Consider the following 20,607-nt stretch of genomic DNA (forward strand, 5'->3'; position numbering starts at 1 on the left):
GCGTTTTTCGCTTTGACGGGACCAATGTCACGCGTGAGTGGTTGCGCGGCGATTGATCAGACCATCCCTAACGGTTTAGCGTGATGGCTTAGATTGCTGGCGGCCAGTCAACCTAGCAGCGCCGTTCCCCTAAGTTCAATAACTTACGCGCCAAAGTGCCGGTTTTTGTATGAATCCCGGCCGACCCTCAATAACCAGCCTTCCCGCGGTCTGACCTGCCACGTGCTGCGTAGCGATTAGGGCCGGTTATCGGGGGTAGGCGCGTCCGCTCTCGACCCGAAGCGGACATCCTCGTCGCCCGACGTTGGTCGGCTGAGTCAGGCTGATGTCACTACCGTATAGCGTGACGCAGCAAGCTAGGTTCGAAGGAGCAACATATTGCGTCGCCCTTGGCGTTAGCAGTTCGCGAGTGTATAACCGGACCGCATGTGCCCGTACATTCAATAGCAAATTTGCAATCTCTCGCCACTCCATGAAGGAGCAATGCCGTGAGCAAAGCTAAAGACCGCACCGTTTACAAGCGCGACGACGGCACGTGGGTCAACAAGCGGAACGATTCTCATCGAGCATCATCGACCCACACCACCCAAAGAGCTGCGGAGGCTGCAGCGCGCGAGATGCTGAAAAACCAAGGTGGTGGTGAGCTCACTACCAAGGGTGTCAACGGGCAAATCCGTAGCAAGGACACGATTGCGCGGCCCGACCCAAATCCGCCCAAGGATAAAGAGCATTAAACCAGCAGATCGTCCTAGCCGGACGCCGCCCTGCGGCATGCCTTAACTTAGTTGTCAGCTGTCCAGATGGGGCTCCATGGATATCCGAATTCGCGCTGCAGATCCAAGTGATGTCCAAGAGGCCTCGAAGCTGCAGCGTGCTGTAATACCAGGGGACCACCCATACGAATATGCACGAAACATTCTTTGCTCGGGCACCGTGAATCTAGTCGCGATTCACAAAGGTACTACCATCGCGGGTTATATCTCCGTCTTGGTCGGTGGGCTAAACCCGAACGGGCAGCACCTGTGGGAGCGACTACGGCCTTACCTTGCCTTTGTTGGCGTGCTACCCGATCTGCAAGGGCAGCATGTAGGAGCCGAACTGATTCGGCGCGCACTACAAGCCAGCGATCCGCGCGGTGCTTCGGGCATGTGGCTCGAATGCCCCGAGAGCGCTGCAGGCTTTTACGAAAAGGTAGGTTTCGTTCGAGTAACGTCGGAAGCCATCGAACAATACACGGGCCTAACTCCAAGAGGCCCGGCCTACCGGCTCGCAAGCAAGCCCTTGCCAGGTTAGGCAGCTAATTTTTAGGTTCATGGCGACGGCTAGTCGCCGCTTAACTCCAGAACTGGAAATCGGAAGCGAAGCACTACCTCTCATGGACGAAGAGATCTTTCGGCGGATGCTCGCGATGCACAGCAGTCCTGAGATACAGGCTTGCTTGGCTGCTGTCGAGTCCATTGCTGGTTACAAGCTGTCGGCAGTGGACCGGCAGCCTTTTCTGTACTTCCACAACTATCTGACCAACCCTGAGCCGAAGTTCATTACCGAATGGCGGTCAAGCCCGACCACCGAAGCACGGTACACAGCCTTCGCTAACGGCATCTTGCACGACGTCCAGAACACCTTTGCGTGTGTTCTATACCATTACGGCCGACTCAAGAGCATAGAAACTTCAGTAGTCGAAGGCCTTGAACGCCACGACTATCGCAGAGCACTAGGAACTTCGACATTAGCGCTCGGAAATACCTTGATTCTCGACTTCGAATACCAGGCATTCATTCTTGCTTTGCGTAGATGCTTGGACTATTTGGCTCGCGCGGTATGCACCTACTTCAAGAACGACTTTCACTCTTTTCGCCGTCTCTCAAAGTTTCTTGAGAAGCTCACGCCGATCGAGGTGTCTGCGCCGCTGATCGAGGTCCATCAGCGGTATGTGCCGAACTTCGAATTCGTCTTGTCAGATGGAGAGAGGAAATCGTTAAGGGACCGAATTTCGCACTATGGCTACGTGCAAGCAGGAACCGTCAATTTGAGCAGGCGCGGATTTCTCTTGGCAGGAGGTGGGGAGAACTTAGGGTCCGGCGGTGCGCATGGGTCTGCCACCCTATCCGAAGTGCTAGATGCCCACGTTAAAAACCTTCGCGGCTGCCTGAGAGATATGATCCTTTGCTACGTCGACTCCATTGGCAGGCATGAGGCGCCAACTGCCTAAGCCTGCCCACATTGGCCGAGCGACTTACCGCCGGTATACATCACCCGCTAGCCGCCGCTCATAGCCAACATTGATGTCCGCTGGCCGGAAGCCGCCCTCGCCTTCCTCCATGGCACGAGTATAAAAAAACCCGCAGGAGCCTGCGGGGTCATATGGCGAAGGCGCTCGCGCTACTTCTTTGCTGGCTTTTTGGCGGGGGCCTTCTTGGTGGCCTTCGGAGCAACCTTCTTGGCATGCGAGGGCTTCGTTGCTGCACCGCCAATGAGCATGCTGTCTGCTGTTACTCCCTTCTTCTTCAGAGCCTCCGAGAACCATAGCGGGCGCTTGCCCCGTCCCGACCACGTTTGGGCGGGGCGACGTCCCCCCGCCTTTGAGTAGCACACCGGTTTGGAGTCCAATCCCCCATCCGAAGGAGATTGGACGTGAAGAAACGCTTTTCCGAAGAGCAGATCATCGGCTTCCTGCGTGAGGCGGAAGCCGGCATGGCGGTCAAGGACCTGTGCCGCAAGCACGGCTTTAGCGAGGCCTCCTACTACCTGTGGCGCAGCAAGTTCGGCGGCATGAGCGTGCCCGACGCCAAGCGCCTGAAGGAGCTGGAGACCGAGAACGGTCGGCTGAAGAAGCTCTTGGCCGAGCAGGTCCTCGAGAACGAGGTCATCAAGGACGCCCTGCGAAAAAAGTGGTGACCGCGCCAGCCCGGCGTGGGCTGGTGCGGCACATGATCGATTGGGGCTTAAGCGAGCGGCGCTCGCTGGCCGTCATGCGCATGAGCGCCAGCGCCTTGCGCTATGCACCGCGCCCGGACCGCAACGTCGCCCTGCGCGAGCGCATCCTGGCCCTGGCACACCGGCACAAGCGCTACGGCGTCGGAATGATCTACCTCAAGCTCAGGCAGGAAGGGATGCTCGTGAACTACAAGCGGGTGGAGCGGCTGTACCAGGAAGCGAAGCTGCAGGTGCGGCGGCGCAAGCGCAAGAAGGTGCCGGTGGGCGAACGTCAGCCGCTGTTGCGGCCCTTGGCGGCCAACGAGGTCTGGTCCATGGACTTCGTCTTCGACCGCACGGCCGAGGGGCGGGTGATCAAGTGCCTGACCATCGTCGATGACGCCACCCACGAAGCGGTCGCCATCGAGGTCGAGCGAGCGATCTCCGGCCACATGCTCACGCGGGTGCTCGATCGCCTAGCGCTCAGCCGTGGCCTGCCCAACGTCATCCGCACAGACAACGGCAAGGAGTTCTGTGGCCGGGCAATGGTCACATGGGCGCACGAGCGCGGCGTGCAGCTGCGCCTGATCCAACCAGGCAAGCCCAACCAGAACGCGTACGTGGAGTCCTTCAACGGCCGCCTACGCGATGAGTGCCTCAACGAGCACTGGTTCACCCACCTGCTGCACGCCCGGGCTGTCATCGAGACCTGGCGGCGGGAGTACAACGAAGAGAGACCTAAGGCGGCCCTCAGCGGGATGACGCCAGCGGCCTATGCCCAGCACCTGGCAAACACAGCTACGATCAACCCCGGACTCTAAACCCGACCGCTACTGAAAGCGGGGGGACGTCGGGGGTTCTCTAGGTTCCGGTACTTCGGTGCAACAGCAGCCTTCGGGCCTTTGCTGCTTGGCCCGCCGCGACGGGGGTTAACCTCGTCGATGGTCAGGCCTGCGCTCTTGAGTAGCCCCGGCGCCAATGCCTCGATGGCTACGCTCGATCGCGTCCACGCGCTTTTCGGCCGCACGGAAGTGGGCGTGGGTTACGCGGCGTCCGGGGGCCGGATGGGGCGCAGATGGCTTGCGCCACTTAAATGCCGCCTCTTCAAGAACGTCTACGTCATCAGACAGTGGCGGTAGCGCCTCCCGTCTCAGAAGGTACTGTGCACGTTGAGCAATGAGCCACTAAGCTTTGCGAAAGCGACACTATTTCTGGCCACAAGGCCGTAAACCCAATTGAGCGGGGCCGCATGAGCTGGAACGTTACGCTGCAGAAACTACTCACTCACGTGGTGCACTGGCTCACTCGGCCCCGCCACCGCAGTCGGATTCTGCTGGTTGCTGCTACCACAGTGATGGTTGCAATTGTGGGAGGCGGCTGGTCGTTCGGAGTGACTGGCTCGGCCGGTGCCCTGCACTTTCGCGGTTACTTTTCTACCGGCAACGAGCTACCTTTGTGGGTTGTGTACTTAGCATGTGCAATTGCGGTGATGCTTTTTTTCGCTGGTGCCGTAATGCTCATTCACGACTTTGTAGCCGACGTACGTCGGACCCGTAGATGCGCCGTTATCGCATTGGAACTCAGGGGCTTAGTTGATACCTCTGATCGACCACTGCTCCAATCGGTGCCTCGCCGCTTGTCAGGTCAGCCACTAGATGCGCAGATTGACATCCGCCCTGAGATGGGCGCCGGTGCCGTGGAACTGGCCTTCAACAAGCTTTCGGGAATACCCGACGTCGTAAGGAGGCTGCGTGGAACCCGGGAAAAGCGCGACGTGCAACTTCTTGTCGCAGGCGTCCTGCAGGTACCCTTTCTCTTCTATGCCGGTGTGCTGCTAGACGACGAGGGCGCAGTCACGGCGATGGATTGGGACAGAAAAGCAGGGCGCTGGAAGGAACTGGATAGCCCGGACGACGGAGAGCGCTTCTTGTCTGACGGGCTGGACCGATTGGCGCCGAACACCGGAAAAGTCGTGCTGGCCGTGTCAGCCTCGTATCGCACCGATACACAGGCGATCGCTGCGACATTTGGCACTACGCCCATCGTCTCGCTTGCGCTGCCCATGCCGCTTCCGGATTCACTATGGTCTGAAGCCAAGCAAGTCGCGCTTGCAGCTCAATTTCTCGAGGCGCTCGCGGAACTAGGAAACAGGGGCGTACGAGGCATAGCGCTGATTCTTGCGGCTCCGAGCAGCCTTGTATTAAGGCTAGGCCGCGCTTACGACCGACGCAATTTGCCGGAGATTGCCTGCTATCAGTACCAACGCGATGTCAATCCGCCATACCCATGGTCAGTGGTTATCGGTCCTACAGACGCTCGACTTGTCGAGGCGCCTAAGGGCAGCGTTCGGGTGGAGGTGAATGCGGTGCCCGGTATTTAGCCCTAGACTATCGTTCAGTCTGTCACGCGCGCCGTTCCTTTTCCGTGCGAGCATCGCTAGGCAGTACTTACTACCGCAAACACTTTTGGCTAGGCGATGGTTACTTCGTTGAGTTCACCAGCGGGCCGCGAACTTGGCGAGCGTCGTCCCGCTTGTCATTCCGCGGATGTACCCCGCCTCCCAGCCATGTGTCGGTTGACAACCATATCTCGAAGTGGAAAAGCCACTCGATCGACCAGGGTACGATCGTGGCGGCGAGCGCCATGTCAGCCATCCACTCCCCTGCGCCAGGTAGATACAAGCAGAGACGAGCCGGGTGCACGCTGCTGTAGACGTGTGGAAGCGTACGGTCCCCGGAAAGCTCGGCTAGGTCGGGCGAAAGCACGCGAACCTCTGGCGATTTACCAAGCCGATAATTGAGGCGCAGCCGATATTCCCGGCTGAGCGGGGTGGGGCGTGCGTTGTATAAAAAAGAAAGCTCTTGCCGGCCTAGCTTTAGTGACGCTCCAGCTAACTTCAAGGCGTCAAGCCGGAAGCATTGCCTAGCAATGCTTAGGCGGTGCAGCCGGCCATCACCGCACCTACTCACCGAAAAAGGTGTGCCGTGGAACGCTGACGCCAGGAGAAGCGTGCGCGGCGGCCACTATCAAGCCGCCCTCCGAGTACTTGAGCTGACCTCGGTCGCGAGCTTCCCGGAGAGCCGTGCCGTATTCCTCAACTACTTTGTCGGCAACGCCCTCGCCGAAGCCTTCGGCCAAAACGCGTTTCCCGCTGTCGAGCCCGTGCGCGCTAACCAGGGAGTGCAATGTCCGAAGTGCATCCCTGTGCCAAAGGTCAAATGCGCGGGCCCACCGCTGGTCCTGGTTCCAGCGATTGGCGAAATTTTCGTTGGCCACCGGGCTCTGAATCAGCCACTCTCCGCATTCAAGAGGCCCCTTGATTCCGTCCTTGAGTCCAGTCAGCACCTGGTTTACCACCGCGTAAGGGCTGCTGGTCGATGAAGCCAAGGAAGGGTTCTGCTCAACAACACGGGCGGCAAGGGTTGTCAGGATGATGGAAATGGGAGCGAACTCCTTCATTTCGGGGGAAGCCCTCATACGCCACTGGTCACGATGTCGCTTCAGTAGCTGAACCACGCGCCGAAGCCAGCCCTTGTCTGAGTTGGATTCTGGAAAGGGGTCAACTTGGGCTTCCAACGCAATATTGCTACGGCGTAGAGGTCGAACCCTATCGGCCAGCCCGTTGAACCAGGCTGCGTACTTCTCAGGAGAGGTCAGGATCCAACTAGCGAGCTCCTTATCGGGAACCGCGTCGGATGCGGGACCCCGAACCAGCGGGCAGATGTCTAAGTGAAAGGAGCCGGCATAGTTGATACGCCAGCATCGGCTCTTTTCTTCCAGCTTCTCGCGATAGTGGCCGTCTTTGCGCAGGCACTGCCCAAGAATTCTCTTAGCTTCGGTGGGCGACACTAACTCCGTGTTTGCATCGAGGCGGCATGCGAGGTCGACATCGAATTCGCCGTCTCTCCGATCGATCGGTTGGATAATTGTGCCTAGTGCAAAGGAGCCTTGTGGAAACACAGACGCACTGGCAAGCATCGGGTGAAGGTCGAGCTCCACTAATTCGCCAATGCTCTCGTATGCCTTTTTTGCCCGCTCATACTGTGTAGGACTGATGTCCAGATCATCCGCTAGTCGCCCTAAAAGGCTGGCAGCCTCAATCTGCCTCGCCTCCAAGGCTGGCGTCGGCGTTACCCCTTGGCCATCCATACGCATTCCCTCCCATGTGCGAATGCACGTCGTGGTCGCCCGTCTCTGGGCGGACGCATCCGTGGTCTGCGTCGCAATATTGGGGGTCGTCACGCGAACTTCAAGGGCAATGCGCGTTTTGTTCACAAAGCCGTCCGGGGCAGCCCGTTGCGCGCCTGGCCTTTTACGTTGGGTGTTAGGAGGACTCCCGGAGGGATACCGCTACCGCCGCCCGCCGAGCACCGGTCAGAAAGCGGAGGAACTCGGCTAAGGCTGCCTTTTTGTTTACAGTTTTGCCGAAAGTGTTTAGAAATGCTGCCTCTGAACGCGCCGTTTTTGGTGCTACACGGCGATCGTTGCCGTAGGCGCCTGGTAGTTGCTGACGAGGTAAGTGTGCACAACCGTTCTGAGGAACACCTGATCGGGAGAGTCGATAAAGATCCAGAAAAAGGCCCGCAGCAATGCGGGCCTTTTCTTTGCTGTTTGCTCAGTCAGTCAGTTGTGACAACAGTGCCTCGACATCCTCGTGCGTGTACGCGCGAAGCAGGCGTGGCGCCTGGCGACGCAGGGCGGCGTGGTCGAGGGTGGCCAGACGATCGCGTACGTGCAGGATCTGGCTCGGATGCATGCTGTATTCGCACAGGCCCAGCGCCAGCAGCAGGGCGGTAAAGCCGACGTCGCCACCGATCTCGCCGCACAGGCTGACCGGCTTGCGGGCACGGCGGCCGGCCGCGATGACGTAGGCGATCAGGCGCAGCAGCGCCGGCTGCAGCGGGTTGTAGATGTTTTCCAGGCCATCGTTGCCGCGGTCGGCGGCGAGCACGTACTGCGCCAGGTCGTTGGTGCCGATGGCGAGGAAGTCGGCGTGTTCGAGCAGCGCGCGCACGTTGAGTGCGGCGGCAGGAACTTCGACCATGGCGCCGAGCGGCAATTTTTCCGGCAGGTCGACGTTTTCGTGCTTGAGGTCCTGGCGCGCGAGCTTGAACAGCGTGCGCACGGCGATCAGTTCGTCCGGCTGGGTCACCATCGGCACCAGCACACGCACCGGGCCGTAGCAGGCGGCGCGCAGGATCGCGCGGATCTGCGTGGTGAACACGGCCGGGTAGCGCAGCGACAGGCGCACACCACGCACGCCCAGCGCCGGGTTGTCCTCGCCGCGCAGGGCCAGGCCGGCGGCGTCGGCCTTGTCGGCGCCCAGGTCCAGCGTGCGGATGGTGACCGGCAGGCCACCCATGCCCAGTACCAGATCGCGGTAGGCGTTGAACTGCTCGTCTTCCGACGGCAGGCCCTTATGCTTGAGGAACAGGAATTCGGTGCGGTACAGGCCCACGCCGTCGGCGCCGCGGGCGCGCGCCATGGCGATGTCGGTAGCGGTTTCGGCGTTGGCGAACAGCTGCACCGGCACGCCGTCGCGCGTGCGCGTGGGCGCGTTGGCGAGCTTGGCCAGGCGCCGTCCTTCGGCCGCGGCCTCGCGCTGCCAGGCCCGGTAGCGGGCCAGGTCCTGCGCGGTGGGATGGACGATGGTCTCGCCGCGCTCGGCGTCGAGCAGGATCAGGTCGTCGTCGTGAATGGTGGCCAGCGCGTCGCGCGTGCCGACCAGCATGGGCAGATCCAGGCTGCGGGCCAGGATTGCGCTGTGCGAATACGGGCTGCCCGAGCTCGCCACCACGCCCAGCAGCCCGTTGCCGACCAGATGCGCCATGTCGGCGGGCGCGATGGTGTCGGCGACCAGGATCTCGCCCACGCGCGCGGCAAGCTTGCGTTCCTCGCGACTGGTCTGGCGCTGCAGTGCGGAGATCACCCGGTTGATCACCTGGTCGACATCCTCGCGGCGGCTGCGCAGATAGGGGTCGTCCATGGCTTCGAACACCTTGGCCAGGCGGTCGCGCTGCTTCTTCAGGGCCACGCCGGCACGGTAGTGGCCGATACGGATCAGGTCGTCCAGGCCGCGCAGCAGTTCGTTGTCGTCGAGCAGGAGGCTGTGCGCATCGATGAACTCGTTCACTTCCCGCGCCAGCGCGCCGTGCAGGCGACCGCGCAGTTCATGCAGTTCCTGCCGCGCGGTGTCCAGCGCACGGTGCAGGTTTTCCAGCTCGCCCTCGACTTCGTCCTCGGCCAGCGGGCGGGTGTCGACCAGGTAGCGGCTAGGTTGCACCAGGCGCGCGCGGCCCAGGGCCATGCCCTTGGAGGCGGCGGTGCCTGGCAGCAGCTGTCTCATGGAGTGGCGTCCTTGGAGCCGGGATTGGGGATGGGGGATTGGAGACTTGCAAGAGCGCCCTGCGCGAGCTGGCGGCCCCGCGCTTTTTCGAATCCCCAAGCACCCATCCCCGATGCTGGCACCTCACGCCCCCTCGTCGAACTTGCGCTCGAACAGCGCCACGACGCCGGCGATCGCCTCGGCCTCGTCGGGCCCGTCCGCGCGCACGGTGAGCGGCGTGCCGATACCGGCCGAAAGCATCATCACGCCCATGATGCTCTGCGCGTTGACCTCGCGGCCCTTGCTGACCAGCCACACGGTGGATTTGAAGCCCTGCACCAGTTGCACCAGCTTGGCCGAGGCGCGGGCGTGCAGTCCGAGCTTGTTCGAGACGGTGATTTCCTGCTCAAGCATGGTCGATGAAAATTCCCCCGCGGCCACCATGGGCGGCCACCTGTGCCAGTTCGTCCAGCGGTTTCTCGGCGTAGTTGAGCACGCGCAGCAGCATCGGGAGGTTGAGCCCGGACACACAACGCAACCGTACCCCCAGCGCCGTGAGCGAAAGGCCGATGTTGCACGGTGTCGCGCCATACAGATCGGCCAGCACCAACACACCGTCGCCCTGGTCGAGTTCGCGGGCATGGTGGGCGGTGAGCGTGCGCATGACGTCCGGGTCGGCGTGTGCCGGAACCTCGACCGCGTCGACCCTGAGCGGCAGCTTGGGCATGACGTGGTGCGCGGCGGAGATCAGCGCCTTGCCGACCGCCTCGTGAGTCATCAGGAGAACGCCGACGCTCATGGGTGCGCTCCCGCGGGATAGCCGTTGCGCGTTGTGCCACAGCTGCCCGTCCGGCCATCCTTCAGGAGCGCACCGGGGCACGGCCGGGATGTGGCGGCGTGCCGGGACGCTGACGCGGGGCCAGCATGGCGGTCGCGTACCGGTGCGCTCGCGCAGGCGTGCGAGAAGGCGGACATGGTCATTCGAGCTCACGGTGGAAGGTCAGCACGCCTTCGCGCCTGGCGCGATAGTGCGCGGCCAGGCGCTCGACCAGGTAGACCGAGCGGTGCCGTCCGCCGGTGCAGCCGACGGAGATGGTGACGTAGCTGCGGTCGTCCTGCTCGAAGCGCGGCAGCCAGGCATCGAGCCAGCGGGCGGTGTCGGCAAAGTATTCGCTGACCACGGGATCGGCTTCCAGGAACTCGCGCACCGGCGCATCCTTGCCCGAGAGCGGGCGCAGCTTCGGCTGCCAGTGCGGGTTGGGCAGGCACCGTGCATCGAACACGAAGTCCGAGTCCAGCGGCAGGCCGCGACGGAAGGCGAAGGACTGGAACATCAACGTGAGACCTTCAGTCGCCGCCGCATAGCCGGTGGCGATCAGTCGGCGTAACTGGTGCACGTTGAGGTCGCTCGAATCGATGACCTTTTCGGCGATGCCGATCAGCGGGCGCAGCAGGCGGCGCTCTTCGGCGATCGCATCGGCCAGCGAAACACCGCGAATCGCCAGTGGGTGGCGACGGCGGGTTTCCGAATAGCGCTTGATCAATACCTCATCGCTGCAATCGATGAACACCAAGTGCACATGCACCCCCGCCGCGGCGAGCTCGGAGAGCACCAGCGGCATGTGCTCGAAATCCTCGCCGCGGTTGCGTACGTCCACGCCCACGGCGATGCGCCGACGGCGCCCGCCGCCATCGCGACGCACTGACTGCACCAGCTGCGGCAACAAGCCGCTGGGCAGGTTGTCGACACAGTAGAACTCCAGGTCTTCCAGCGCGCGCAGCGCGACCGTCTTGCCGCCGCCGGACATGCCGGTCAGTACCACCAGGTGCACGGCGTTGGGGTCGTTGAGGCCGGTCGTCGGCGCGGTTTCGTTCGAGGTCATGGCAGAGCTCACCAGGGCGGAAGCCGGCGCATCTGGTGCGCCTGGCGATCGATGAAGGTTTGCGCGGGATCGATGCCCTTGCTCTTGAGCATATGGTGGCGCACCGCCGCTTCCACCAGTACCGCCAGGTTGCGGCCGGGAGCGACAGGGATGGTGATCATCGGCACGGAGACTTCAAGAATCTCGCGGTGGCTGGTGTCGCCGGTCAGGCGGGTCAGTGCATCGATGTCCTCGCCTTCGCGCAGGGGTTTCAAGTGCACGACCAGACGCAGGTACTTGGAATGCTTGACCGCGGTGTGGCCGAACATCTCGCGCACGTTGAGCACGCCCAGGCCGCGCACTTCGAGCAGGTCCTGGAGCAGTTCGGGGCAGGTGCCATCGATCACGTCGGGCGCGATCAGGGTGAACTCGGTGGCGTCGTCGGCCACCAGGCGATGGCCGCGGCTGATCAGTTCGAGCGCCAGCTCGCTCTTGCCTGAACCGGACTCGCCGGTGATCAGCACACCGATTGAGAACACTTCGAGGAACACGCCGTGTAGCGTGATCCTGGGCGCCAGCAGGCGCGCCAGGTGGTATTGCATCCAGGTCAGCAGCTCGTGGCCGCGCTTGGCGCTGATCCAAAGCGGGGTGTGGGTCTCCTCGGCCACCTCGCGCAGGTCCGACGGGATCGTCTGGTCCTTGGTGACGATCAGCGCCACCGGCTGATAGGCGGCAATCTTGTGCATCGCCTCCCAGCGCTGGCGGGAGTCCAGGCTGTCGAGCCAGTTGAGCTCCTCCGTACCGATGATCTGCACCTTGTTGGGATAGATCACGTTGAGGTAGCCGATCAGCGACGGGCGACGCGTGGCAGTGGCGCCGGGTTCGAGCACGCGCCCCTCGCCACGCATGCCCGACACCCAGCGCAGGCCCATGCGCTCGTGGACACCGTCGAAGAGTTGTCGTGCAGTCAGACGTTCCAAGAGGTTTCCCTGCCGGGTGGCAACGGGCGCCATTGTGCCAGTTTGGGCCGCCGGCTTGCCTGGGTTTCGGACAGGCTCGCTTGTGGGCGATGCTCCGGGAAGGCGTGCGGAAGGGCATCGCCCGCAAGCGGGCTCCTGCGAGGGGCGGCGCGGCAAAAAAAACGACCCGCCTTGGGCGGGTCGTTTCGGGGAGCGCGGAAGGATCAGCCGATCTGACGCGCGTCCCGCGCCTCCTGCTGGTGCTTGTCGGTGACCTTGTCGCGATGGCGGCGCAGCTGCGCGGCGAGCTTGTCGAACACCATGTCGATGGAGGCGTACATGTCGGCGCCACACGCGGCCGCATGCAGCGCGGCCCCGGTGGTGCTGAGAGTGGCGTCGGCACAGTGCTGCAACTTGTCCAGCGACAGCACCATGGTCAGGCCCAGGCACTTCTCGTCGAGGCGGGTCAGGCGATCGAGCCGGGATTCGGCATGCGCACGCAGGGCAGGGGTGACTTCGATCTGCTGGCCGGTGAGTTGGAACTGCATGGGGCGCCTCCTCTGTTACGGCCGCCGGGGGGGCGGCGGGTTCGCATGCCGGCTAGGGTGCCGGCATGCCGGTCTATCACTCGTATGGGATCGTTCGGGCCGGTTCCAAGTGTCGGGTTTCAGCACAGGGTCAGCTGGCGCGCTGGCGCTCGCTGGAACTGGGAATGCGCAGGGCCTCGCGGTACTTGGCCACGGTGCGGCGTGCCACCTGGATGCCTTTGCGGTTGAGCTCCTCGGCCAGGGCCTGGTCGGACAGCGGCTTGCGCGTGTCCTCAGCGTCGATGAGCTTTTTGATCATGGCCTGGATGGCAGTGGCCGATGCACCGCCACCATCTTCGGTGGAGACGCCGCTGGAGAAGAAATACTTGAGCTCGAAGGTGCCGCGTGGCGTGTGGATGTACTTGCGCGTGGTAACCCGCGAAATGGTCGATTCGTGCATGCCGACCTCCTCGGCGACTTCGCGCAGCACCAGCGGGTGCATCGCCTCCGGACCGTAGTCGAGGAAAGCGCTCTGCCTGCGCACGATCGCATCGGCGACCTTTATCAACGTCTCGGCGCGCGATTCGAGGCTCTTGATCAACCAGCGCGCTTCCTGCAGCTGGCCGCGCATCCAGCTGGCATCCTCGCCACGCGCCTGTGCGATCAGGCTGCAGTAGTGCTGGTTGAGGCCCAGCCTTGGCTGGCAGTCGGGATTGAGGCTCACCTTCCAGCGGCTGCCTTCCTTGTAGGCGTAGACGTCCGGCGCCACGTACTCGACCGGCGTGGCGTCGAGCGCGGCGCCCGGGCGTGGATCGAGGCTGCGGATCAGCAGCGCCGCGGCGGCGACTTCTTCCTCGCTCGCGCGCAGCTTGCGCGCAAGCTTGGCGATGTCGTTGCGTGCGAGCAGTTCGAGTTCGCCGTCGACGATCTGTAGCGCGAGCCCGCGGTGTGGCGTGTCCGCATCGAACTGCTCCAGCTGCACGCGCAGGCAGTCGCGCAGATCGAGGCTGGCGATACCGGTCGGATCGAACCGTTGCAGCTGGCGGCGTACCGCCTCCACCTCGTCGGTGGCCGCGTCGAGGTCCGCCGGCAACGCCGCGAGCACGCTATCGATGCCTTCGGTGAGATAGCCGTCGGCATTGAGCGCGTCGATGATGACGGTGGCGATCAGGCGCTGCCGCGTCGTGAACGGCGACAGGTTCAACTGCCACAGCAGGTGTTCCTGCAGGGTCTCGGGCGCGGCGTTCTGCGGCTCGAAGTCCTCGTCACCGCGGCTGCCCGACGGCGCGCTGCTGCCGAGCGAAAAATCGATCGGCGCCTCGGCAGGGGCATCGGTTTCACCCCAGTCGGCGCCGTCGTCCACGTTGTGATCGACGGTGGGCGCCTCGGCCGGAGCGGCGCTGAAGCCTTCTTCCTCGGTCTCGCCGGACTCCGCGGATTCTTCCTCGAACTCCAGCAACGGATTGCCTTCGGCGATCTGGCGCAATTCCGCTTCCAGCTCCAGCTGCGACAGCTGCAACAGCCGGATCGCCTGCTGCAATTGCGGCGTCAGGGTGAGCTGTTGGTTGAGTCGGAACTGGAGCCCGGGTTTCATGCCAGCCGTAGCAAAGGGACTTGGGATCATCCTACCCCGGTGGGTGTGACGCGACCATAGCGATGGCAGGTGCTGGCGGGCCCTGCGTCACATCACCGCGTCAGAGCTTGAACTCGCGTCCGAGGTAGACCTCGCGCACCTTCTCGTCGGCGAGGATGTGCGCCGGCGTGCCGCGCGAGAGCACCTCGCCGTCGTTCAGGATGTAGGCGCGATCGCAGATGCCCAGCGTTTCGCGCACGTTGTGGTCGGTGATCAGCACGCCGATGCCGCGTTCCTTCAGGTGGCGCACGATGCGTTGGATCTCGCCCACCGAAATCGGATCGACGCCGGCGAACGGCTCATCCAGCAGCATGTAGCGCGGCTGGGCGGCCAGCGCGCGGGCGATCTCCACGCGCCGGCGCTCGCCGCCGGAAAGGCTGATGCCTTTCTGGCCGGCGATGTGGGCGATCTTCAACTCGTCCATCAGGCCTTCGAGCTGCTCGTTGCGCTGGCGGGCGGTGAGGCCTTCGCGCAGCTCCAGCACCGCCATGATGTTGTCCGCCACCGAGAGCCGGCGGAACACCGAGGCCTCCTGCGGCAGGTAGCCGATGCCCAGCCGCGCGCGGGCATGCATGGGCAGGCCCGTGATGTCCTGGCGGTCGAGCCGGATGCTGCCGCCGTCGGCTTCGACCAGGCCCACCACCATGTAGAAACAGGTGGTCTTGCCGGCGCCGTTGGGACCGAGCAGGCCGACGACTTCGCCCTGGCGGATCGAAAAACCGAAATCGCGCACGACCTGGCGCGAGCGGTAGCGTTTCTGCAGGCCTTCGGCAGCGAGCATCGGTCAGGGCTGCCCGCTGCTGGTGGCGGGGGCGGGCGCGCTGGCAGCGGGTGCCGGCTTGGCCGCCGGTGCAGCGGCGCCCGCCTTCGGCTGGGGCTTGAAGATCATGTGCACGCGACCGTCGCCACCGCTGTCGCCGGTCATCTCGCTGGTCTGCGTGTTGTAGGTGAGGCGGTCGCCGTGCGCCTCGCCGCGGCCCTGCTGGTTGATCGAGGCGTGGCCCTGCAGCACGGCGAAGTCCTTGGCCACCTGGTAGTCGATGGTGGCGGCCTCGCCCTGCATCAGGTTGCCGTTGTCGTCCAGCTGCTGGATGTGCGCCGGGCTGCCGGTAAGCACCACGCTGTCGATCTCGGCGTTGGCGTCGAAATGCACCCTGGCCAGGTCGCCGGTGGCCTTCAGCGAGCCCTGGGTGATCACGACGTTGCCTTTGAGCGTGGTGATGCTGTTGGGCTTGCGGAACCCATCGAAGTGCGAGGCTTGTACATCCATCGGCTGATCGCGGTCGCTGCGCTTGGCCTGGACCGGCGCCAGCACCAGCAGGCCCAGCAGTACCAGCGCCCAGCGGGCGCTAGTGCGCATGCTGGCGGGGCGGGAACGTGGCGTGGACGTCATCGAGCAGCTCCAGGTGTTTGTCGTTGAGGTCGGCACGCATGCCGACGCCGTGAATTCTAGTGCCGCCCTGCACCAACCGGGCGGGCGCGGCAGTCTGCAAGCGGTTCTGCTTGGGCCAGGCAGTGACGTCGGAGGTGTCGATGGTCGTCCGCGGCGTGTCGTCGAATGCGGCACGCTCCATGTGCACGGGGCCTTGCAGCTTGAGCAGGCTGCCGTCGTGGTTGACCCAGCCGTACAACGAGTGCCCGAGCCAGTCGGGCACCGCCGGCTGGTTGGAGGGCAGACGGAAATCGGGCGTGTTGATGTACAGCGACTCGTCGCCCTCGCGCCGCTCCAACTGCGGCGCCTGGATCAGGAAGCTGGGCAGGCCGTCCGTGCCGTACTGGGTCAGCTTGAAGTCGGTCAGCGTGTAGCCCGAGCGCGGCGGCCCGACGAATTCGTTGGTCTTGGGCGGCGGCCCGATCCACCACAGCAGCAGCTGCGCCGCACCGGCCAGCAGCGCGACCGCGACTATGGCCGCCGCGAGGCGGCGGTCGCGCAACCATTCGCTCACTGCCAGCGTTCCTTTTCATTGCCGGCCTTGCCCTGGGCATGCAGGATCAGGTCGCAAACCTCCCGCGCACCGCCCTGGCCGCCGGCGCGGCCGGTGGTCCAGTGCGCCTGTTCGACCACCCACGGGTGGGCGTTGGCCACGGCCACGGCGAGCCCGGCGATGCGCATCGCCGGGAGGTCCGGCAGGTCGTCGCCGACGAAGGCGACCTGTTCGGGCGCCAGCTTCAGTGCGTCGAGCAGTTCCAGCAGGCATACACGCTTGTCGCCCTGGCCCTGGTAAACGTGGGTGATGCCCAGTTCCTCGGCGCGCAGCGCCACCGGATGGCTGATCCGTGCGCTGATGATCGCCACCTGAACCCCATGCACCTGCAGCCGCTTCAGGCCCAGGCCGTCCTGCACGAAGAACACCTTGGTCTCGCGACCGTCCTCGCCGTAGTACAGGCGCCCGTCAGTCAGCGTGCCATCCACGTCGAACACGGCCAGGCGAATGCCGGCAGCGCGGGCGAGCAGGGCGGCGGGGAGGTTGGCGAGGTAGGGCATTGGGGGAGGTCGGGATTCGGGATTCGGGATTGGAGATTCGGGATTCGGGATTCGGGTGTCGCCGGGTGGGCCGAGGCGGGGTTGCGAATCCCGGAATCCGGCCCTCAGACGACCCTTGCGCGCAGCAGGTCGTGGATGTTCAGCGCGCCGACCACGCGTTGTTGCTCGTCCACCACCAACAACGCATGGATCTGGTGCTTTTCCATCAACTGCGCCGCTTCGATGGCGAGCTTGTCGGAGGTGATGGTTTTCGGGCCGCGGGTCATCAGTGCCTCGACGCTCGCGCCGCGCAGGTCCACGTCTTCGTCGTCCAGCGCGCGGCGCAGGTCGCCGTCGGTGAATACGCCCAGCAGGCAGCGTTCGGCATCGACCACGGCGGTCATGCCCAGGTGCTTGCGGGTCATTTCCATCAACGCTTCGGTGAGGCTGGCGTTCGGCGCGACCGTCGGCACGCCTTCGCCGGTATGCATGATGTCGCTGATGTGCAACAACAGTCGGCGTCCGAGGCTGCCGGCCGGGTGGGAGCGGGCGAAATCCTCGGCGGTGAAGCCGCGCGCTTCCAGTAGCGCGATCGCCAGCGCGTCGCCCATCACCAGCGCCGCGGTGGTGCTGGCGGTCGGGGCCAGGCCCAGCGGGCAGGCTTCGCTGGAGATGCTGGCGTCCAGGTGCGCGTCCGCCTGGTGCGCGAGCGACGACTTCGGGTTGCCGGTGATGGCGATCAGCGGAATGCCCTGGCGCTTGATCACCGGGAGGATGAACAGAAGTTCATCCGTCTCGCCGGAATTGGACAGGGCCAGCACCACGTCGTCCGGCTGGATCATCCCCAGGTCGCCATGGCTGGCCTCGCCCGGGTGTACGAAGAACGACGGCGTGCCGGTGGAGGCCAGGGTGGCGGCGATCTTGCGGCCGACGTGGCCGGACTTGCCCATGCCGGTGACGACCAGCCGCCCGCGACAGGCCAAGATCAACCCGCAGGCATGGACGAAGCTCGCGTCCACCCGGGCTTCAAGCGCGCGGATCGCGGCCGCCTCGGTGGCGATCACCGTGCGCCCGCTGCGGGCGATGGCGTCCGGGTCCAGGCTGGCGACGAGGGGGGCAATGCGTGCGTTCATGGGGTCTCGGCGGGGCGGCGGGGGCCTTTGGCATTTCTGTGCCACGGGAATTCCATTACCATGGCATATCCGCATTTTAACGTCATATGGCCGCGCACTGGATTCACAAGCGCTGAATCCTCGCCCCGCGCGCCGACGATGGACCCTCCGATGGACCCTGCCCGCATCCAGGCACTGATCGAAACCGGCCTGCCCGGCGCGAACGCGCAGGTCAGCGGTGACGACGGCGTGCATTTCGAAGCCACCGTGGTGGCCAGCCAGTTCGCCGGCAAGCTGCCGCTGGCGCGCCACCGCATGGTGTACGCCACGCTGGGCGATCTGATGGGCGGGGCGATCCATGCGCTGGCGCTCAAGACGCTGACGCCTCTGGAGGCAGGGAATCGGGAATCGCCAATCGGGAATGGTTAGAAGCCAGCCCCGCACCTTCCCGGTCGCCGCTTTTGCTTGACGATTCCCGATTCACTATTCCCGATTCCCGGTACACAAATGGCCAAAATCCTGATCAGCGGCGGCGAGCCGCTCCATGGCGAAGTCGCCATTTCCGGCGCCAAGAACGCCGTATTGCCGATTCTCGCCGCCTGCCTCCTGGCCGATGGACCGGTGACTATCTCCAACGTGCCGCACCTGCACGACGTGACCACCTTCATCGAGCTGCTCGGCCGCATGGGCGTGAACCTGGTGCTGGACGACCGCATGAAGATGCACGTCGACCCGCGCACCATCGAAAGCCACGTCGCGCCATATGACCTGGTCCGCACGATGCGCGCCTCGATCCTGGTGCTGGGCCCGCTGGTGGCGCGTTTCGGCGAGGCGGAAGTCTCGTTGCCCGGCGGTTGCGCGATCGGCTCGCGCCCGGTCGACCAGCACATCCGCGGCTTGCAGGCGCTGGGTGCCGAGGTCACGGTGGAAAACGGCTACATCCGCGCCCGCGCCAGGCGCCTGAAGGGCGCGCGCATCGCGATGGACATGGTGACCGTCACTGGTACCGAGAACATCCTGATGGCCGCCACTCTGGCCGAGGGCACCACGATCATCGAGAACGCCGCCCAGGAGCCCGAGGTGGTCGACCTGGCCAATTGCCTGGTGGCGATGGGCGCGCGCATCGAGGGCATCGGCACCGCGACCCTGGTGATCCACGGCGTCGAGCGCCTGGAAGGCGCCGAGTATGAGGTGTTGCCCGACCGCATCGAGACCGGCACGTTCCTGGTTGGCGCCGCGATGACCGGTGGCAAGGTGCGCGCCCGCGGTGCCCGCGCGGGCACGATGGACGCGGTGCTGGCCAAGCTGGAGGAGGCGGGTGCGCACATCTGCACCGGGCCGGACTGGATCGAGCTGGACATGGGCGGCCGCCGCCCCAAGGCAGTCAACATCGTTACCGCGCCGTATCCGGCGTTCCCGACCGACATGCAGGCGCAGTTCACCGCGCTCAACTGCGTGGCCGAAGGGGTGGGCGTGATCACCGAGACGGTGTTCGAGAACCGCTTCATGCACGCGCAGGAACTCAAGCGCCTGGGCGCGGACATCCGCCTGGAAGGCAACACCGCGATCATCCAGGGCGTGGATCACATGAGCGGTGCGCCGATCATGGCCACCGACCTGCGCGCCTCGGCCTGCCTGGTGCTGGCCGGACTGGTGGCGCATGGCGATACGACGGTCGATCGCGTGTATCACATCGATCGCGGCTACGAAAACATCGAGGAGAAGCTCGGCGTGCTCGGCGCGAAGATCCGCCGTTTGCCGAGCTGACATCGGACGCAGCCCGTTGCTGCTCTTGCGGCGTGCGGATGGGGCGCGCGCCGAACGCAGGCCACACCGGAACAGGTGAGCTTCAGCGCACCAGGGAGCCCGGTGTTGGGCTGAAGCCCACCCGCCAAAGGCAGGGATCCCCGCGAGCCCCGGCCCCTCACCCCGACCCTCTCCCCGGCGAGGAGAGGGAGCCAAGTGCGGCGCACGTACGCACACCCTTGTGCGCGCTTCCTGCCTCAGCGACAAGCAACGCAGCGCTCCTGCGGACATCCGAGCGAGCCCCCGGCTCCCTCACACCAGCCAGTCCGAAGAGGAGCAAGAGCAGAGCGGACCTACCGGAAGCTCACCAGCTCCATCGTCAGGTTGCCGCCGTCCTTCTGCGACAGCTTCACTGGCAACGGGTAACGATCCGGCGCATACCACGCACTGAAGCCGCGGTCGGCGTCGGTACGATCCACCCGCACGGTGTCGAAGTCCCCGGCAGGCACGGTCACCTTCTCCTTGCCGGTGACCTTGAACCGCTGTGTCTCGACCGCCTGCCTGACCGCCACCGGCAGTGCGATCTGCTTTTGCCCGTCGCGCAGCGCCATACCGATCGCCAGCGCGGTGGTATTGCGCTCGACCATGCCCGGCTGCGTCGCATACGTGATTGCGCCCTTGCCTTCGTCCACGGTGACCTGGTGCTTGCTCCAGTCGACCGCGACGTGGCGCTGCCTGGACTTTATCGCCGCGTCCAGCCGGTAGTCGTAGCTGAGGGCCTCAGGCACGTCGCCCTTCCAGCGGAAATGGGAAACCTCGTCCAGGTTCGCGCCCAGCAGCGCGGCGAGCCCGGCTGTGCCGCGCATGTGCTTGCTGTACTCCCATTGGCCGTTGCCCAATGCCTTGAGGCTGACGGTGGCCTCGCCCATCGGCGAACCATCGCGCAGCACGCGGTAGGTGGCGGTAAACGCCCTGGGCGGGGTGGCGAAGGCAAGCCCGCTGGCGCTGACCAGCAGCAGCGCGCCGGCGAAGCGCAAGAGGTGGCGGAGGGTCATGCATCCGA

The 20,607-nt window shown here is 64.5% G+C and carries 23 protein-coding genes; 7 read left to right on the top strand and 16 right to left on the bottom strand.

The window, feature by feature from the left end; translation table 11 throughout:
• The first annotated feature begins 488 nt into the window (after nt 1–488).
• The 3 genes from J7I44_RS04300 (at nt 489) to J7I44_RS04310 (ending at nt 2,212) form a co-directional block, all read left to right on the top strand.
• Nucleotides 489–734, top strand: a complete 246-nt coding sequence (locus J7I44_RS04300; RefSeq protein ID WP_209616359.1) for a DUF2188 domain-containing protein — start codon at nt 489–491, stop codon at nt 732–734.
• Nucleotides 735–810: 76 nt separating this feature from the next.
• The gene (locus tag J7I44_RS17005; protein WP_209616361.1) at nt 811–1,293 is read left to right on the top strand and encodes a GNAT family N-acetyltransferase; all 483 of its coding nucleotides are present in this window, start codon (nt 811–813) and stop codon (nt 1,291–1,293) included.
• 82 nt (nt 1,294–1,375) lie between these two features.
• Nucleotides 1,376–2,212: a hypothetical protein gene (locus tag J7I44_RS04310; RefSeq protein ID WP_209616363.1), complete on the top strand. Its 837-nt coding sequence runs from the start codon at nt 1,376–1,378 to the stop codon at nt 2,210–2,212.
• Between the two features lie 170 nt (nt 2,213–2,382).
• Here J7I44_RS04310 and J7I44_RS17010 read toward each other — a convergent pair whose 3' ends face one another.
• Nucleotides 2,383–2,724 (bottom strand): H-NS family nucleoid-associated regulatory protein, encoded by a 342-nt coding sequence (locus J7I44_RS17010; protein ID WP_425599740.1) that lies wholly within the window; start codon nt 2,722–2,724, stop codon nt 2,383–2,385.
• Here J7I44_RS17010 and J7I44_RS04320 point away from each other — a divergent pair.
• Both J7I44_RS04320 and J7I44_RS04325 read left to right on the top strand, forming a co-directional pair.
• Nucleotides 2,695–3,737, top strand: a protein-coding gene (locus J7I44_RS04320) for an IS3 family transposase (protein WP_425599741.1) whose coding sequence is annotated in 2 segments (ribosomal slippage) — nt 2,695–2,881 and nt 2,881–3,737 — 1,044 coding nt in all. Because the reading frame shifts where the segments join, the coding sequence is not laid out codon by codon here. The two genes, J7I44_RS17010 and J7I44_RS04320, sit on opposite strands and share 30 nt — an antisense overlap.
• Nucleotides 3,738–4,165: 428 nt before the next feature.
• The gene (locus tag J7I44_RS04325; protein WP_209616371.1) at nt 4,166–5,296 is read left to right on the top strand and encodes an SAVED domain-containing protein; all 1,131 of its coding nucleotides are present in this window, start codon (nt 4,166–4,168) and stop codon (nt 5,294–5,296) included.
• Between the two features lie 100 nt (nt 5,297–5,396).
• Here J7I44_RS04325 and J7I44_RS17060 read toward each other — a convergent pair whose 3' ends face one another.
• The 14 genes from J7I44_RS17060 to J7I44_RS04390 all read right to left on the bottom strand — a co-directional run bounded on the left by J7I44_RS17060 (nt 5,397) and on the right by J7I44_RS04390 (nt 17,819).
• On the bottom strand, nt 5,397–5,885 hold the full coding sequence (locus tag J7I44_RS17060; protein ID WP_478293605.1) for a type II CBASS E2 protein: 489 nt from the start codon (nt 5,883–5,885) through the stop codon (nt 5,397–5,399).
• Nucleotides 5,878–7,191 (bottom strand): nucleotidyltransferase domain-containing protein, encoded by a 1,314-nt coding sequence (locus J7I44_RS04330; protein WP_209616373.1) that lies wholly within the window; start codon nt 7,189–7,191, stop codon nt 5,878–5,880. Before J7I44_RS04330 ends, J7I44_RS17060 begins: the two co-directional genes overlap by 8 nt.
• Before the next feature lie 340 nt (nt 7,192–7,531).
• A complete protein-coding gene (gene ptsP / locus J7I44_RS04335; protein WP_209616377.1) occupies nt 7,532–9,262 on the bottom strand; it encodes a phosphoenolpyruvate--protein phosphotransferase in 1,731 nt (576 codons plus the stop codon).
• 123 nt (nt 9,263–9,385) lie between these two features.
• Complete coding sequence (locus J7I44_RS04340; protein ID WP_209616381.1) at nt 9,386–9,655, bottom strand: HPr family phosphocarrier protein; 270 nt, start codon at nt 9,653–9,655, stop codon at nt 9,386–9,388.
• On the bottom strand, nt 9,648–10,040 hold the full coding sequence (locus tag J7I44_RS04345; protein ID WP_209616384.1) for a PTS sugar transporter subunit IIA: 393 nt from the start codon (nt 10,038–10,040) through the stop codon (nt 9,648–9,650). The genes J7I44_RS04340 and J7I44_RS04345 overlap by 8 nt, the downstream gene beginning before the upstream one ends.
• A 178-nt stretch (nt 10,041–10,218) precedes the next feature.
• Nucleotides 10,219–11,124: an RNase adapter RapZ gene (gene rapZ / locus J7I44_RS04350; RefSeq protein WP_209616387.1), complete on the bottom strand. Its 906-nt coding sequence runs from the start codon at nt 11,122–11,124 to the stop codon at nt 10,219–10,221.
• An 8-nt stretch (nt 11,125–11,132) separates the two neighbouring features.
• A complete protein-coding gene (gene hprK, locus J7I44_RS04355; protein ID WP_425599744.1) occupies nt 11,133–12,035 on the bottom strand; it encodes an HPr(Ser) kinase/phosphatase in 903 nt (300 codons plus the stop codon).
• 251 nt (nt 12,036–12,286) lie between these two features.
• The gene (hpf, locus tag J7I44_RS04360; RefSeq protein ID WP_209616393.1) at nt 12,287–12,610 is read right to left on the bottom strand and encodes a ribosome hibernation-promoting factor, HPF/YfiA family; all 324 of its coding nucleotides are present in this window, start codon (nt 12,608–12,610) and stop codon (nt 12,287–12,289) included.
• 130 nt (nt 12,611–12,740) lie between these two features.
• Nucleotides 12,741–14,183, bottom strand: coding sequence for an RNA polymerase factor sigma-54 (locus tag J7I44_RS04365; RefSeq protein ID WP_209616396.1), 1,443 nt, complete (start codon nt 14,181–14,183; stop codon nt 12,741–12,743).
• 100 nt (nt 14,184–14,283) lie between these two features.
• Complete coding sequence (gene lptB / locus J7I44_RS04370; RefSeq protein ID WP_209616399.1) at nt 14,284–15,003, bottom strand: LPS export ABC transporter ATP-binding protein; 720 nt, start codon at nt 15,001–15,003, stop codon at nt 14,284–14,286.
• Nucleotides 15,004–15,006: 3 nt separating this feature from the next.
• On the bottom strand, nt 15,007–15,582 hold the full coding sequence (gene lptA, locus J7I44_RS04375) for a lipopolysaccharide transport periplasmic protein LptA (protein WP_209616401.1): 576 nt from the start codon (nt 15,580–15,582) through the stop codon (nt 15,007–15,009).
• A complete protein-coding gene (gene lptC / locus J7I44_RS04380; protein WP_245187933.1) occupies nt 15,572–16,174 on the bottom strand; it encodes an LPS export ABC transporter periplasmic protein LptC in 603 nt (200 codons plus the stop codon). The genes lptA and lptC overlap by 11 nt, the downstream gene beginning before the upstream one ends.
• Nucleotides 16,165–16,707 carry a KdsC family phosphatase gene (locus J7I44_RS04385; RefSeq protein ID WP_209616407.1) on the bottom strand — a complete coding sequence of 181 codons (543 nt, stop codon included), beginning with the start codon at nt 16,705–16,707 and terminating at the stop codon, nt 16,165–16,167. Before J7I44_RS04385 ends, lptC begins: the two co-directional genes overlap by 10 nt.
• A 104-nt stretch (nt 16,708–16,811) precedes the next feature.
• Nucleotides 16,812–17,819, bottom strand: a complete 1,008-nt coding sequence (locus tag J7I44_RS04390) for a KpsF/GutQ family sugar-phosphate isomerase (RefSeq protein ID WP_209616410.1) — start codon at nt 17,817–17,819, stop codon at nt 16,812–16,814.
• Between the two features lie 150 nt (nt 17,820–17,969).
• On the opposite strand from J7I44_RS04390, the gene J7I44_RS04395 reads away from it, so the two are divergent.
• Both J7I44_RS04395 and murA read left to right on the top strand, forming a co-directional pair.
• The gene (locus tag J7I44_RS04395; RefSeq protein ID WP_209616414.1) at nt 17,970–18,227 is read left to right on the top strand and encodes a BolA family protein; all 258 of its coding nucleotides are present in this window, start codon (nt 17,970–17,972) and stop codon (nt 18,225–18,227) included.
• 78 nt (nt 18,228–18,305) lie between these two features.
• Complete coding sequence (gene murA / locus J7I44_RS04400) at nt 18,306–19,565, top strand: UDP-N-acetylglucosamine 1-carboxyvinyltransferase (RefSeq protein WP_209616416.1); 1,260 nt, start codon at nt 18,306–18,308, stop codon at nt 19,563–19,565.
• 332 nt (nt 19,566–19,897) lie between these two features.
• Here the strand turns inward: murA and J7I44_RS04405 are convergent, their stop codons facing one another.
• On the bottom strand, nt 19,898–20,599 hold the full coding sequence (locus J7I44_RS04405; protein WP_209616418.1) for a DUF3108 domain-containing protein: 702 nt from the start codon (nt 20,597–20,599) through the stop codon (nt 19,898–19,900).
• Between the last annotated feature and the right edge of the window lie 8 nt (nt 20,600–20,607).

This window comes from Frateuria flava (assembly GCF_017837635.1).
GTDB classification, from domain to species: domain Bacteria; phylum Pseudomonadota; class Gammaproteobacteria; order Xanthomonadales; family Rhodanobacteraceae; genus Frateuria_A; species Frateuria_A flava.

Excerpts from the sequence above, each read along its gene's own strand:
- J7I44_RS17005 (WP_209616361.1), top strand. The coding sequence starts at position 811 with ATGGATATCCGAATTCGCGCTGCAGATCCAAGTGATGTCCAAGAGGCC.
- J7I44_RS04310 (WP_209616363.1), top strand. The coding sequence starts at position 1,376 with ATGGACGAAGAGATCTTTCGGCGGATGCTCGCGATGCACAGCAGTCCT.
- J7I44_RS04325 (WP_209616371.1), top strand. The coding sequence starts at position 4,166 with ATGAGCTGGAACGTTACGCTGCAGAAACTACTCACTCACGTGGTGCAC.
- ptsP (WP_209616377.1), bottom strand. The coding sequence starts at position 9,262 with ATGAGACAGCTGCTGCCAGGCACCGCCGCCTCCAAGGGCATGGCCCTG.
- J7I44_RS04340 (WP_209616381.1), bottom strand. The coding sequence starts at position 9,655 with ATGCTTGAGCAGGAAATCACCGTCTCGAACAAGCTCGGACTGCACGCC.
- J7I44_RS04345 (WP_209616384.1), bottom strand. The coding sequence starts at position 10,040 with ATGAGCGTCGGCGTTCTCCTGATGACTCACGAGGCGGTCGGCAAGGCG.
- rapZ (WP_209616387.1), bottom strand. The coding sequence starts at position 11,124 with ATGACCTCGAACGAAACCGCGCCGACGACCGGCCTCAACGACCCCAAC.
- hprK (WP_425599744.1), bottom strand. The coding sequence starts at position 12,035 with ATGGGCCTGCGCTGGGTGTCGGGCATGCGTGGCGAGGGGCGCGTGCTC.
- hpf (WP_209616393.1), bottom strand. The coding sequence starts at position 12,610 with ATGCAGTTCCAACTCACCGGCCAGCAGATCGAAGTCACCCCTGCCCTG.
- J7I44_RS04365 (WP_209616396.1), bottom strand. The coding sequence starts at position 14,183 with ATGAAACCCGGGCTCCAGTTCCGACTCAACCAACAGCTCACCCTGACG.
- lptB (WP_209616399.1), bottom strand. The coding sequence starts at position 15,003 with ATGCTCGCTGCCGAAGGCCTGCAGAAACGCTACCGCTCGCGCCAGGTC.
- lptA (WP_209616401.1), bottom strand. The coding sequence starts at position 15,582 with ATGCGCACTAGCGCCCGCTGGGCGCTGGTACTGCTGGGCCTGCTGGTG.
- J7I44_RS04385 (WP_209616407.1), bottom strand. The coding sequence starts at position 16,707 with ATGCCCTACCTCGCCAACCTCCCCGCCGCCCTGCTCGCCCGCGCTGCC.
- J7I44_RS04390 (WP_209616410.1), bottom strand. The coding sequence starts at position 17,819 with ATGAACGCACGCATTGCCCCCCTCGTCGCCAGCCTGGACCCGGACGCC.
- J7I44_RS04395 (WP_209616414.1), top strand. The coding sequence starts at position 17,970 with ATGGACCCTGCCCGCATCCAGGCACTGATCGAAACCGGCCTGCCCGGC.
- murA (WP_209616416.1), top strand. The coding sequence starts at position 18,306 with ATGGCCAAAATCCTGATCAGCGGCGGCGAGCCGCTCCATGGCGAAGTC.
- J7I44_RS04405 (WP_209616418.1), bottom strand. The coding sequence starts at position 20,599 with ATGACCCTCCGCCACCTCTTGCGCTTCGCCGGCGCGCTGCTGCTGGTC.